The 13747-nt window shown below is 66.7% G+C and carries 11 protein-coding genes; 5 read left to right on the top strand and 6 right to left on the bottom strand.

What is annotated here, in order from left to right; genetic code table 11:
- The first annotated feature begins 104 nt into the window (after positions 1–104).
- The 5 genes from M2339_RS10005 to M2339_RS09985 all read left to right on the top strand — a co-directional run bounded on the left by M2339_RS10005 (position 105) and on the right by M2339_RS09985 (position 6108).
- Positions 105–1502 (top strand): glycosyl transferase family protein, encoded by a 1398-nt coding sequence (locus M2339_RS10005; RefSeq protein ID WP_264586722.1) that lies wholly within the window; start codon positions 105–107, stop codon positions 1500–1502.
- A complete protein-coding gene (locus M2339_RS10000) occupies positions 1499–2590 on the top strand; it encodes a hypothetical protein (RefSeq protein ID WP_264606321.1) in 1092 nt (363 codons plus the stop codon). The genes M2339_RS10005 and M2339_RS10000 overlap by 4 nt, the downstream gene beginning before the upstream one ends.
- Before the next feature lie 55 nt (positions 2591–2645).
- Positions 2646–3560 carry a sulfite exporter TauE/SafE family protein gene (locus M2339_RS09995; protein ID WP_181558917.1) on the top strand — a complete coding sequence of 305 codons (915 nt, stop codon included), beginning with the start codon at positions 2646–2648 and terminating at the stop codon, positions 3558–3560.
- Positions 3557–4342 carry a TIGR02186 family protein gene (locus tag M2339_RS09990; RefSeq protein WP_413714798.1) on the top strand — a complete coding sequence of 262 codons (786 nt, stop codon included), beginning with the start codon at positions 3557–3559 and terminating at the stop codon, positions 4340–4342. Before M2339_RS09995 ends, M2339_RS09990 begins: the two co-directional genes overlap by 4 nt.
- 239 nt (positions 4343–4581) lie before the next feature.
- The gene (locus M2339_RS09985) at positions 4582–6108 is read left to right on the top strand and encodes an ATP-binding protein (protein WP_264572205.1); all 1527 of its coding nucleotides are present in this window, start codon (positions 4582–4584) and stop codon (positions 6106–6108) included.
- Positions 6109–6357: 249 nt separating this feature from the next.
- Here M2339_RS09985 and M2339_RS09980 read toward each other — a convergent pair whose 3' ends face one another.
- The 6 genes from M2339_RS09980 to M2339_RS09955 form a co-directional block, all read right to left on the bottom strand.
- A complete protein-coding gene (locus M2339_RS09980; RefSeq protein WP_264586724.1) occupies positions 6358–6762 on the bottom strand; it encodes a metallopeptidase family protein in 405 nt (134 codons plus the stop codon).
- Positions 6755–7633 carry a zinc metalloprotease HtpX gene (gene htpX, locus M2339_RS09975; protein ID WP_413714900.1) on the bottom strand — a complete coding sequence of 293 codons (879 nt, stop codon included), beginning with the start codon at positions 7631–7633 and terminating at the stop codon, positions 6755–6757. The genes M2339_RS09980 and htpX overlap by 8 nt, the downstream gene beginning before the upstream one ends.
- 106 nt (positions 7634–7739) lie before the next feature.
- Entirely contained in the window at positions 7740–8492 is a 753-nt protein-coding gene (locus M2339_RS09970) for an SDR family oxidoreductase (RefSeq protein ID WP_264586726.1), read from the bottom strand.
- Positions 8493–8502: 10 nt separating this feature from the next.
- On the bottom strand, positions 8503–10005 hold the full coding sequence (locus M2339_RS09965; RefSeq protein ID WP_264586727.1) for an MATE family efflux transporter: 1503 nt from the start codon (positions 10003–10005) through the stop codon (positions 8503–8505).
- Between the two features lie 18 nt (positions 10006–10023).
- The gene (locus tag M2339_RS09960; protein ID WP_264586728.1) at positions 10024–12858 is read right to left on the bottom strand and encodes a valine--tRNA ligase; all 2835 of its coding nucleotides are present in this window, start codon (positions 12856–12858) and stop codon (positions 10024–10026) included.
- Between the two features lie 291 nt (positions 12859–13149).
- The gene (locus tag M2339_RS09955; protein WP_264606320.1) at positions 13150–13740 is read right to left on the bottom strand and encodes a DUF2497 domain-containing protein; all 591 of its coding nucleotides are present in this window, start codon (positions 13738–13740) and stop codon (positions 13150–13152) included.
- Between the last annotated feature and the right edge of the window lie 7 nt (positions 13741–13747).

Below are 13747 nucleotides of genomic sequence, written 5' to 3'. Positions count from 1 at the left end.
GAAACGTTAACGCCGCGAAAAGCATCATTGCTCCAGGTCCCTCATTATGCTCAATAAATCGCTCGGCAGCGCAGGGGGAATGCGGTGTCGACTCGGGGGGGAAGATGGGTGGGACACTCGCTTTGAGCGAGCTGCTGTGCAGCGAGCTTCTCTTGTTTGCCGCTTTGGGGCTTATCATCGGTGGGCTGGACGATCTGGCCATCGACCTCATCTATCTGGCGCGGCGCGGCTGGCGGTCGCTGACCGTGTACAGCCGGGTGGCGCGGATGACATCCCGGGATTTGCCGCCCGCTGGCTCTGCCGGGCCGATCGCGGTGTTCATTCCCGCCTGGGACGAGTCGGACGTGATCCGTCCCATGCTTACCGGCTGCCTCGACAAATGGGCCGGCGAGGATGTGCAGATTTTCGTCGGCGCCTATCCCAATGATCCGGCGACATTGTGGGCGGTCTGTACGCTGATCACCGAGCGGGGCGGCGGGCGCGTGACCTTGGTGGTCAATGATCGGCCCGGTCCGACCACCAAAGCGGACTGCCTGAACCAGCTCTGGGTGGCCATGCAGCGCTGGGAAGCCGAGCAGGGGCGCCGCGTGCTCACGGTGGTGCTGCACGATGCCGAGGATGTCGTGCATCCCGATGCGCTGCGGGTGATCGGCTATCTCGCGCCACGCTTCGCGCTCGTCCAGCTCCCGGTCCTTCCGCTCAAATCGGCGCGCTCGCAATGGGTTGCGGGCCATTATCTCGATGAATTCGCGGTTGCGCATGGCGCCTCGCTGACGGTGCGGGAGGCGCTGGGCGCAGCCATGCCATCGGCCGGCGTCGGCTGCGGCTTCAGCCGCGACGCGCTTGCCGCCGTGGGGATGGAGCGGGGCGGGCGCCCATTCGACGAAGCCAGCCTCACCGAGGATTATGAGCTCGGCCTGCGCATCGGCGATGCCGGCGGGCGCGGCATCTTGGTGCGAATGCGCGACGCCAAGGGCGAGCTGATCGCCACGCGCGAATATTTCCCGGATAGCTGGGGCGCCGCCGTTCGGCAAAAGGCGCGCTGGACGGTGGGCATCGCCTTGGCCGGCTGGGATCGGCTCGGCTGGTCCGGCCCCTGGCGCGAGCGGTGGATGCGCCTGCGCGATCGACGCGCGGCGCTGGCAGCGATCGTCCTGGTCGCGGCTTATGTCGGGCTGGGGCTGGCCCTGTTCATCCACATCACGCGCAGCCTGATGGGCTTGCCCCCGATGATCTGGCCCGAGCCCTTACCGTGGCTGATGCGCGCGACAGCAGTGCTGCTCGCCTGGCGGCTCATCATGCGCATGCTGTTCGTCTGGCGAGCCTATGGCTGGGCACAAGCGCTCCTCTCCGTGCCCCGCACGATCACTGGCAATATCGTCGCCATTCTCGCCGCTGGGCGGGCCATTTCGATCTATGTGCGGCATCTGCGCGGACGCGCGCTGGTGTGGGACAAGACGCGCCACCGCTTCCCGGACGCGGCCACGGGAGCCTCGGCATGAGCGCCGGGGGCGGGCGGCCGCTGCGGTTCCTGGGCGCGGTTCTGGGCTGCTGGGTCTGCGTGCGCGGCGTGATGCTGGGCTGGCCCGTGATGGCGGGAGGCGAGCCCGGGGCGACGGACGTTGCGGCCTTGCCTGCGGCGCAGGCGCCAAGTGGCGGGGTGCGGGCTGATGATAGCAACGGGCAGCGCAGCGCCGGATTATCCGGCGATGCTCCCGGGTTCGCGGGCCGGTCGGCAAGCGCGGCAGCGCGGCTTCACCATACCGTTCCTTCATATCGCATGCCCGTGGCACTTTGGGCGCAGGCCTCTCCTGCAGAAACGCCAAGGCCAAGATCGGACGCGCCGCGCAATGCGCCGGCTTCGGCAGCGACGCTTTCGCAAGGGACCGTCCTAGGCGAGCCGTCGATCAGCACGCTGCGGGACGCGCGCAAGAGCGGGCGCCTGTCCGGCCAGGCATGGCTGTTCTGGCGCCCCGATGCCGGCGGGTCGCGCGCCTTTGCGCCGCTGCTCGGCGGATCGCAAATGGGCGTCCGGCTCGATTATCGCGTCAGCAGCAGCGAGATGGGCGTGTTCAGCCTCTATGGACGGGCCAGCCGCGCGATCGAACGGCCGTTCGCGGAGGAGGGAGCATTCGGCCTCGCCTGGCGCCCGGCCGGGCTGCCCGCCGCCTTGCCAGTCTCGCTGATGGTGGAGCGACGCCAGCGTCTCGGGACAGGCGGTCGCAACGGGTTCGCCCTGTTGGCGGCCGGCGGCCTGAATCCCACCGAGATCCTGCCGCGCATTGAGGCGGACGGCTATGCACAGGCCGGATTTGTCGGCTTGCCCGGCAGCGATGGCTTTGCGGACGGCAAGGCTGCCCTCTCTTACCGGCTGTTTCCGCCCGGGCGGGGGCTCGCGCTGGCGGTCGGCGGCGCGCTCTCCGGCAGCGTCCAGCCCGGTGCACGGCGTCTGGACATCGGGCCGCAACTCCGTGCCCGGCTGCCATGGGCCCGGCCGGGGCTCAGCCTCTCGGCGGAATGGCGCGTCCGCATCGCCGGCAATGCACGCCCGGCAAGCGGCCCTGCGATCACCCTCGCGACCGATTTTTGAGTATCGGGCGGCAAGCCCCTTTTTGATCGGGCGCTTTGCGACTACCGAGGGCGACATGGACATCTATCTGCCGATCGCCAACCTGTCGGTGAACGCCCTGGTCATCATCGGCCTGGGCGGCCTTGTCGGCCTGCTCTCGGGCATGTTCGGCGTGGGCGGCGGATTTCTCACCACGCCCTTGCTGATCTTCTACGGCATCCCGCCGACCGTCTCCGCCGCATCCTCCGCCACGCAGGTGATGGGCGCGAGCGTCTCCAGCGTGTTCAGCCATCTCGGCCGCAAGACGGTCGATCTCAAGATGAGCGCCGTGCTCGTCGTTGGCGGTGCCATCGGCGCGGCGCTGGGCGCGGTGATCTATCGCGTGCTGGAGCGCATGGGCCAGATCGATACGACCATCGCCGTGCTCTATGTGCTGATGCTCGGCTCGATCGGCATGCTGATGGCGCGGGAATCGATCCACGCGCTGGTGATGGCGCGGCGCGGGCAGCGGCAAGCTGCGCGCAAGCGGCGGCACCACCCGCTGGTGGCCGCGCTGCCGCTGCGCTGGCGTTTCTATGCCTCGGGCCTTTACATCTCCCCGCTGGCGCCGCTGCTGCTTGGCATCTTCTCGGGCATCATGACCATGTTGATGGGCGTGGGCGGCGGCTTCATCCTCGTGCCTGCCATGCTCTACATTCTCGGCATGTCGACGCAGATCGTCATCGGCACCTCGCTGTTCCAGATCCTGTTCGTGACGATGTTCACGACGATGGTCCACGCCACCACCACCCACGCCGTCGACCTCGTCCTCGCCTTCCTGCTGCTCATCGGCAGCGTGACCGGCGCGCAGATCGGCAGCCGCATCTCGATGCGGGCCCGGCCGGAATATCTGCGCGTCGCGCTGGCCTTCATCGCTTTGGTCATCGCCATCCGAATGGCGCTGGGCCTTGGCTGGCGGCCGGACGAGATTTACTCGGTGGTCGTCCAGTGATCGCCCGCATCGCCCCGTGGCTGGCAGCGGTGGCGCTGTTGGGCGCCGCCCCGGCGAGCGCGCAGCGGGCCGCGCCGCAACTGGTGCCTGATGTCTCGCAACGCACGGTCGAGATCCAGTTCAGCTTCACGGGCGCGGAACTGCTGCTGTTCGGCGCGATCCTCTATCCCGGTGGGCGCGTACCGGAGGAGCCGGTCGACATCATCGTCGTGCTCAAGGGCCCGAGCCAGGCGATCACCGTGCGCGAGAAGCGCAAGCTCGCCGGCATGTGGGTCAATGCCGACAGCATCGCCTTCCGCTCGGCGCCCAGCTTCTACGCCGTGGCGTCCTCGCGCCCCATCGACCAGATCGTCGATGAACGCACCGCCGCGATCTACGAGCTGGGGCTGAGCAAGCTGCAGCTCTCGCCCGCGTCCTTCAGCGATACCGAGGAGATCGGCCGGTTCGCCAGCGGTCTCAATGATCTGCGCGCGCGCAGCGGACTGTATCTGGAGGCGCCCAAGGCGGTCGAGATCACCGATGGCGTGCTGTACCGCGCGCGCCTGCCGCTCTCCGCACGGGTGGTCACCGGCACCTACACCGCCGAGACCTTTCTTGTGCAGAACGGCCGCGTGCTCGCCGCCGCGGTGCGCGAGATCGAGGTGCACAAGACCGGCTTCGAGCGCGACATCGGCGTCTTCGCGCAGGAACATGGCGTGGCTTATGGCCTTGTCGCCGTTTTCTCGGCGCTCGCCATGGGCATGTTCGCCGGCTTCGTCGCAGGTCGCGTGAAAATGCGCTGAGCCCAAGCCGCGCCCACGGCGCAGGCATTTGTTTACGCATATTCGATACGCCCTGCATCCTGGCCACAGGTGGGAGCGACGCGGTGAACTATTTTTCTGGCAGGGATCTGGATGGCCAGCCGGTGCCGGTCGATGCCGTGGCGCAGCCCGGCGTGCGGCCGCATTTCTCGGATATCGAGATCGGCGTCATCTCCGCGATATCCGGCGGCTCGGCCAAGATCCTGCTCGACATCGCCGCCATGGAGCAACTCGCCGGGGAGAGCGACCCCAGCATCGCCATGGGCGGGCAGGTCGGCAGCCAGCTCAAGATGCGGGTCGGCGCCTGCTGGATCGTCGCGACGGTGCGCACGCTGGCGCTCGATTCCCGCTCCGCGACGCACATCCTCGCCGATATCGACTTTGTGGGGGAGGGCGATCAGGAGCAACTGACCGGGCGCATCTTCCGCTTCCGCCGTGGCGTCACGCGCTTCCCGGTGCCCGGCACGCCCATCTATCCCGTCTCCAGCCCGGATATGCTGGAGATCTATTCCGCCCACGATCAGGCACGGATCGAGATCGGTACGGTGTACCCCACCGCCAACACCCGCGCCTCGCTGCTGGTCGATGCGCTGCTCGGCAAGCATTTCGCGCTGCTCGGCTCCACCGGCACCGGCAAGTCCACCTCCGCCGCGCTTATCCTGCACCGCATCTGCGACATGGCGCCGCAGGGCCATATCGTGATGATCGATCCGCATGGCGAATATGGCGCCGCCTTCGCCGGCAATGGCGCGGTTTACGATACCAGCAATCTCGAGCTGCCCTATTGGCTGATGAACTTCGAGGAGCATTGCGAAGTGCTCGTCACTTCCAAGGGCCCCGAGCGCGCGCAGGATTGTGACATTCTCGCCAAGTGCCTGCTCGCCGCGCGCGGCCGCAGCCGGCTGGCGGAGGGCATCGGGCGGCTGACGGTCGACTCGCCCGTGCCCTATCTGCTCTCCGATCTCGCGGCGATTCTCGCCAATGAGATGGGCAAGCTCGACAAGAGCACCAATTCACTGCCCTATCTGCGCCTGCGCACCCGGCTGGACGAGATCAAGGCGGACCCGCGCTTCAGCTTCATGTTCTCCGGCATGCTGGTGGCGGATTCCATGCAGAATTTCCTCGCCAAGGTCTTCCGCCTGCCGGCGATGGGCAAGCCGATCTCCATCGTCGATACCTCGGCCATGCCGTCCGAGATCACCCATGTCGTGGTCTCGGTCCTGGCGCGGCTGATCTTCGATTTCGCCATCTGGGCGCGCGACGAGGAGCAGAAGCCCATTCTGCTCGTCTGCGAGGAAGCGCATCGCTACATCCCCTCCAGCAACATCGAGGCCGGGCAGAGCGTCCGCAAAATCCTCGAGCGGATCGCCAAGGAAGGGCGCAAATATGGCGTGTCGCTGGGGCTGATCACGCAGCGCCCGTCCGATCTTGCCGAGGGCGTGCTCTCGCAATGCGGCACGCTGATCGCCATGCGCCTCAACAACGAGCGCGATCAGCAGTTCGTGAAGGCAGCGATGCCGGAAGGCTCGCGCGGCTTCCTCGATTCGATCCCGGCCCTTCGCAACCGCGAGTGCATCGTCTGCGGCGAGGGCGTCACCGTGCCGATCCGCGTCGCCTTCGATGATCTCGAAGCCGCCCGCCGTCCCGCTTCGGCGGACCCGGTCTTCTCCGACCTGTGGCGCCAGACCGGCGGCGAGGAGGAAATTCTGGAACGCACGATCAACCGCTGGCGCAATCAGGGCCGCTGAGCGGGCGGCTGCTAACCCCAAAGCAAACCAGTGCTCCTGCGAAGGCAGGAGCCCAGGGCGTCAATACCCTTCGGCAGATCGATTGGGCAAAACCCCGTTCATCCTGAGTAGCCGCTGAGCCAGTCGAAGCGGCGTATCGAAGGACGCCACCGCTGCGCTGCTTCGATACGGCTCTTCGTTACACGCCTGCGGCGTTACTCAGAGCCTACTCAGCACGAACGGAGGAGGGGCAGGAGGACGACGCCCCATCTAGCTCCCCGACCCGTCCTCGATCGCGTGCATATCCTCGTCAGAAAAGCCGAAATGGTGGCCCACCTCGTGGACGATGACGTGGGCGATCAGCGCATCCAGCGCGACTCCGCTATCCACCCATTCCTCCAACAGCGGGCGGCGGTAGAGGCGGATGATCGGCGGCAGATCGCCGGATGACCAGATGCTCTGCTCGGTCAGGGCATGGCCCTGATAAAGCCCGGTCAGCTCCCAAGGGTCTTCGATGCCCAGCTCATCGAGCACATCCTGCTCGGCGAACTCCTCGATCTGGATCGCAATGCCATCGAGATGCTCTTGAAACAGCGGCGGCATTGCCGCGATGGCCTGACGCGCCAGGCGCTCCAGCACGGCGGCGTCCGGCGCGTGGCGCAGGGCGTCAGTCACGCGCGAGCGGGTCCAGCGCCGAGCGCCCACGACGGACGGCCGCCGGGCGCGCGCTGCTGTCCGACCCCATGGCCTGCAGCGCGGCGATGCGCTTCTCGGTCTTGGGGTGGGTCGAGAACAGCTCCGAGACGCTGGTCGGCACGATGTAGAGCTGCGCGGCCGCAGGGTTCTGCGCCACCGCCTGCGTTGGGCGGCGCTGCGCCGCGCCGGCGATCTTGGCGAGGGCAGACGCCAGCGCATGGGGGTTGCCGCTGATCTCCGCACCGGCCTTGTCCGCGCCATATTCGCGGGTGCGGCTGATCGCCATCTGCACGATCATCGCCGCAAAGGGCGCGACCAGCACGGCGAGGATCGCCGCGAGCGGATTGCCGCCATTGCCATTGCCGCCCCGGAAGAACAGCGCGAAATTGGCGATCATCGAGATGGCGCCGGCAATGGTCGCGACCATGGTCATCACCAGCGTGTCGCGATTGCGGACATGGCCGAGCTCGTGCGCCATCACGGCGGCGACTTCATCGCGATCCAGCATATGCAGCAGGCCGGTGGTGGCGGCAACGGCGGCATTCTGCGGGTTGCGGCCCGTCGCGAAGGCATTGGGGCTGGGATCCTCCACGATATAGACGCGCGGCATCGGCAGGCCGGCATTGCGGGCCAGATCGCGCACCATGCCATAGAAATCCGGCGCGGAAGCCATGTCGACCTCGCGCGCGTTATGCATGCGCAGGACGATCTTGTCGGCATTCCAGTATGTGAACAGGTTCATGCCTGCCGCGACCAGCAGCGCGATCATCGCGCCGCCCGCGCCGCCGAACACATACCCCAAAGCCATGAACAGCGCGGTGAGCGCTGCCAGCAGCATGGCCGTCTTCATCATATTCAACGTCTTCAACTCCCTGAGGAAAAACCCGGAAAAGACCTTGCCAATATGTAGGTGGACGGGTGTTTGCCCGCAATGGGAGCCGAGGTGGATTTGGCGCTCAGCCGTGCTGGAGATCGCAGTCGATCGGCAGCGCCGCGCCGGAGATGGAGCGCCCGGCCGGTGTCGTGAGGAACAGCGCCAGATCGGCGACATGTTCGGGCGGCACGATGCGCTTGAGCGATTGCGAGGCAAGGCCGAGCGCGGTTTCCTCCGCCACGCTGCGCCCGCTGACGGTCGCACGACCCGCGATCACCCGGTCGAACCGCTCGCCGCCGACCGCACCGGGCAGGATCGCGTTGGCGGTCACGTCGAACGGTCCGAGTTCTATCGCCAGCGTCTTGGTGAAGCCAATGAGGCCCCATTTGCTCGTCGCATAGGCAATGCGGTTGGGATAGCCATAGCGCCCGGCGGCGGACGACAGGGTGATGATCGTCCCGGCGCTGGCCTTGAGCAACGGAATGGCCCGCTGGGTGACCTCGAACGTGCCGGTGAGGTTGATGTCCATCACCGCGCGCCAGTCAGCGCCGGGCAGCTCGTCCGCCGGTGCCGTGGGTCCGCCGATGCCGACATTGTTCACCAGCACGTCAAGCCCGCCCAGATGTGCGGAGACAGATTCAAACAAGCCGTCGATCTCGGCGACCTGAGACACATCGCACCGCGCGCCGGCCATGCCGGGGTGCGCGGCAAGGGCCTTGTCTATGGCGTCCCGGTCCACATCGCCGATCAGCACCCGATGCCCCTCGGCATGGAAGCGCCGGGCGATGGCGAGGCCGATGCCGCCCGCACCGCCGGTGACCAGAACGCGCATCATATCGTTGCCCTCACCCTGCGCTGTGAACCGGCGCGCTGCCCGGCACCCCCAGGCTCGCCTCCCGCCAGCGCGCCCAGCGATAATAGGCCCAGCCGAGCATCAAGGAGACGGCCGCGGAGGCATTGAAGCTCCACCACAGCCCATCCGCGCCCAGATAGGGATAGCTGGCGAAGTAGAAGCCGATCCGCACCAGAAACAGCGAGAAGGTGAGGATGAACAGCGGCGCCAGCACCACGCCATTGGCGCGCATCGTGCCGAACATGACCGTCGTCACGCTGAACAGCAGGAAGCTCCAATTGACGATGTTCATCATGTGGCGGCCGATCTCGATGGCGTTGCCGCCGCCTTCCAGGAACAGGGCGAGGATGGGCCGCGTGAACAGCATGACGAGCATGATGAGGCTGCCGGTCATCGCCAGATTGACGCCGACGGCAACGAGCGTGGTGCGTTCCACCCGGTCCCACTTGCCCGCGCCGATATTCTGGGCGGCAATGGCGGAAACCGCGCCGCCGACCGCCATGGCCGGCATCTGGATGTAGTTCCACAATTGCTGGGCGGCGGCGAAGGCTGCGACGGTGGTCGTGCCCTCGCGGTTGACGAAGCCGATGACGACCAGCGTGGAGAGCGAGAAGATCACCATCTGCAGCCCCATCGGCACGCCGCGCCCGGCGACGATCCGCAGCAGCGCCCAGTCGGGCTTGAGATAGCCCCACTCAGCCCCGCGCAACCGCAGCGGCAGGTCGCGCCAGTAGATATAGGCGATCATCGCCGAGAGCCCGCCGTAATTGGCGACGGCGGTGGCGAAGGCCGAGCCGGCGATCCCCATTTCCGGCGCCGGGCCAAGGCCGAGGATGAACACCGGGTTGAGCAGGATATCCAGCAAGACCGTGAGGATCATGAACCACAAGGGCGTCATGGAATCGCCGCTGCCGCGCAGGCCCATCATCAGCATCACGAACATCATCGCACCGGGCAGGCCGAGGAAAACGAAGTGCAGATAGGCGCGGGCGAGGCGGAAGACCTCCGGCGGGGTGGAGAGCATCGCGAGGATGCGGTCCGACCACAGGAAGCCGCCAATGGCGATGACGAACGCCATGCCGAGGCAGAAGCCGATCGCCGAGCCGAAAGCGTGGCGCGCGGCCCGCAGGTCGCCGCGCCCGAAAGCCTGCCCGACGACGACATTGGCCGCCATGCCGAAGCCGAAGATCAGTGAGAACATCAGGAACATGATGATGTTCGCATTGGCGGTGGCCGCGAGCGCCGCTTCGCCCAGGAAATGCGCAACCCAGATCGAGTTGATCGAGCCGTTGAGCGTGTGGAGGATGTTGGAGGCGAGCGTCGGCAGGGTGAAGAGCACCAGCGTGCCGAAAATCGGCCCGCTCGTCAGATCCCGCCCGCCACGGATGTGGCGCGGGCCGGGCACGAGGCCACTATCCTCGACCAGCGCCTCCGTCTCGGGGTCTGCGGCCGGTCGCCGCTCCCCCGAATCGTCCCATGATGGAGTCTCGCTCATCGCTTCGTGCCCACGTCCTTATCCAAGACGCGTCAGAGCAGCCTCCAGACGCTGGAATTCCGCGACTTTCTCGGCATGGTCGGCACGCGCCTTCTCGACCGCTTCGGGCTTGGCCTTCTCGACAAATGCCGGGTTGGCGAGGCGCCCCTCGAGCGACTTGGCCTCCTTCTGCGCGGCATGAAGGGACTTTGTCAACCGAGCGCGTTCGGCCTCGATGTCGATGACGCCTTCGAGCGGGAGGACGACGGTCGCTTCGTCCACGACCACCTGTGCCGCGCCGCCGCTCGCCTCGCCATCGAACTGCCAGGTCTCGATGCGCGCGAGGCGGGAGAGGGCAGGGGTGAGCCGCTCGATACGGCCGCGCGTCTGCGGATTGGCCTCATTCACGATGGCCGTGAGCTTGGCGCCCGGCGGCACGCCCAGTTCGGCGCGGGCGGTGCGGATTTCGCTCACCATGCGGATCAGCCAGTCGATCTCCGCGCTGGCCTGCGCATCCACCTGCGCGGCGGGCGCCGGCCATTGCGCCACGATCAGGTCATAGGGCCGCGCGCCCTGCGCATGCCACAGCTCCTCGGTGATGAACGGCATGAACGGGTGGAGCATGACGAGGATCTGGTCGATCACCCAGCCGGCGACGGCCTTCGTCTCCGCGTCGATATTTCCCTTGATCAGCTCCAGATACCAATCGCAGAACTGATCCCACACGAAATGGTAGATGGCATTGGCGGCGGCATCGAAGCGCAGGTCCGCCAGCGCCTTGTCCAGCTCGGCGACGGTGCTGACGACTTCGCCGATGATCCACTTGTTCACCGCTAGCGTGGCGGCGGGCGCGGCAACGCTCTCGCTCGCGCCGATGCCGTTCGACTGGGCGAAGCGCACCGCGTTCCACAGCTTGGTGGCGAAGTTGCGATAGCCCTCGACACGCTTCTCATCCATCTTCACGTCGCGGCCCTGGCTCTCCATGGCCGCCATGAAGAAGCGCAGCGCGTCGGCGCCATATTGGTCGATAAGCCCGAGCGGATCGACCACATTGCCCTTGGACTTGGACATTTTCTGCCCATCCGCCGCGCGCACCAGACCGTGGAGGTAGAGCCGCTTCCACGGCACCTCCTTCATGAAATGAATGCCCTGCATCGCCATGCGCGCATCCCAGAAGAAAAGGATGTCGAAGCCGGAGATGAGGAGGTCGTTGGGGTAGTGTTTGGCGAGAAGGGACGAAGCCCTCTCCCCTTGAGGGAGAGGGTTGGGAGAGGGGTCGGCGGCGTTAGCCGCCGCGTTCGCGGCGGACCCCTCTCCCTCCGCGCCTGAAGGCGCTCCTCCCTCTCCCTCAAGGGGAGAGGGGGTTCCTTCCGGCCAACCCAGCGTCGCGAACGGCCACAGCGCGGAGGAGAACCACGTGTCGAGCACATCTTCATCGCGGGTCAGTTTGCGATTGCCGGCCTTGGCCTGCGCCTCTTCCTCGGTCTCGGCGACGAAGACATTGCCACCCTCGTCAAACCAAGCCGGAATCCGGTGCCCCCACCACAGCTGCCGGCTCACACACCAAGGCTGGATGTTCTCCATCCAGTTAAAATACGTCTTCTCCCAGCTCTTCGGCACGATCTCGATCGCGCCCGAGCGCACCGCCTCGATGGCGGGCTTGGCCAGCGTCGCGGCGTCGACATACCATTGGTCGGTGAGCCAGGGCTCGATGACCACGCCGGAGCGGTCGCCATAGGGCGTCTGGATCGTGCGGGGTTCGGCGTCGTGTTCGGTCTCGTTGCCCTCCTTGTCGCGGGTGACGTGGGGGATGAGGAGCCCCAGCGCCTTCAGCTGCTCCACCACCAGCTTGCGCGCCTCGAAGCGCTCCAGCCCGATGAAGTCGACGGGGACGAGGCCATCGGCCGTCTGGACGACATTCGCGTGCGCATCGAGCATGTTGAGCATCTGCGCGGGCGCGATGCCGGCGCGCTTGCCGACCTCGAAGTCGTTGAAATCATGGCCCGGCGTGATCTTCACCGCGCCCGAGCCCAGTTCCGGGTCGGCATGGTCGTCGGCAACGATGGGGATGCGACGCCCGGTGATCGGCAGGATGACATGCTTGCCGATGACAGAGGCATAGCGCGCGTCGTCCGGATTCACGGCCACGGCCATGTCGGCCAGCATCGTCTCGGGGCGGGTGGTCGCCACCTCAATATAGTCCTGGCCCTCAACGCCCGGCCCATCGAGGCGCACGCCATCGGCCAGCGGATATTTGAAGTGCCAGAAGCCGCCCTTCACCTCGCGCGTCTCGACCTCAAGGTCGCTGATCGCGGTCTTGAGGCCCGGGTCCCAGTTCACCAGCCTTTTGTCGCGATACAGAAGCCCCTGATTGTAGAGATCGACGAACACCTTCACCACGGCGCGGGTGAAATGCGGGTCCATGGTGAACTGCTCGCGGCTCCAGTCCATCGAGCAGCCCAGGCGCCGAAGCTGGCCGGTGATCGTCCCGCCGCTCTCGTGCTTCCACTCCCACACCTTCTCGACAAAACCCTCGCGGTTGTAATCGGTGCGCTTCTCGCCCTTCGCGTTCATCTGCCGCTCGACGACCATCTGCGTGGCGATGCCGGCATGGTCGGTGCCGACCACCCACAGCGCATCCTTGCCGCGCAGCCGCTCGTAGCGGATCACGATGTCCTGCAGCGTGTTGTCGAGCGCGTGGCCGATGTGCAGGCTGCCGGTGACGTTCGGCGGCGGATTGACGATGGTGAAGGGCTGCGCATCCGGGCGGGCCGGGCGGAACTGGCCGGTCTGCTCCCAATGCGGATACCATTTCGCCTCGATCGCGGCGGGATCGAAGGTCTTTGCAAGCTCGGTGATGGGCGTGTTCGTCATGGCTGGGGCCTTAATCAGTCTTGCCGCGCCGCGCCAGTGGGTGCGCGGGGGGAGAGGAGGGCGGCGTTGCGCCACCTCGCGTACATTGTTCTCCCGCGAAAGCGGGAGTCCAGGGCGGGGAAGGGCGGTGCCATGCGCCCTGGGCTCCTGCCTGCGCAGGAGCACTGGTGGTTCCATCCGGAAGGGAATGCGGTCGTAGGGTGACGCTCAGACGCTTATCCGATGTCGTGCGCCGGAACTGCCGCGCTCAAATCTGCCGAACCGCTGCGATGAAGGGCCGCGGCCCGGCCATCATACTCGGCCGGTGATCCGGTCGATCTCGCGCTTCACCATCGCTTCGACCATGCCGGGCAGGTTCTCGTCCAGCCATTCCTTGAGCATGGGGCGCAGCATCTCGCGCACCAGGCCTTCGACCGTGTTGGGCTGGCTATCTTCCGGGCTGATGAGCAGGCGGGACAGATTGACCAGCGAATCGCGGGCGGCGCGGGCCTTCTCGTCCGAGACGAGCGTGGAGGCCGGCGCGGAAACAGCCGGTGCGCCATCGGCGGACGCCACAGCGGCGCGCGGCTTGGCGGCGGCTTTGCTTTTAGACTCGGCGCTCTTCGGCTCGGCTTTCTGCTCCACAGGGGCCGGGGCGGGCTTGGCGGGGGCGCTCATCATCGGCTCCTCATGCGAGTCGTCGCTCTCGGCCCCGTCGGCATTGTCGCCGGGCAGCGCGTCCGTCAGCTCCAGAATCTGGTCATCCAGGCTGGCGCTCACGTTCGCCATGGCGGCCCGGCGCGGCACGCGCGGTGTCGCGGAAAGGCCGTCCTCCTCGGCGATGATCCGTTTGATGGAAGAGAGAATTTCCTCCATCGACGGCTCGTTCTGCATCGCCCCCATCATGGTT

The sequence above is a fragment of the Sphingobium sp. B2D3C genome (assembly GCF_025961835.1).
Lineage (GTDB): Bacteria > Pseudomonadota > Alphaproteobacteria > Sphingomonadales > Sphingomonadaceae > Sphingobium.
The sequence above is the reverse complement of the archived record's forward strand: the minus strand, read 5'-3'. Positions and strand labels throughout refer to the sequence as shown.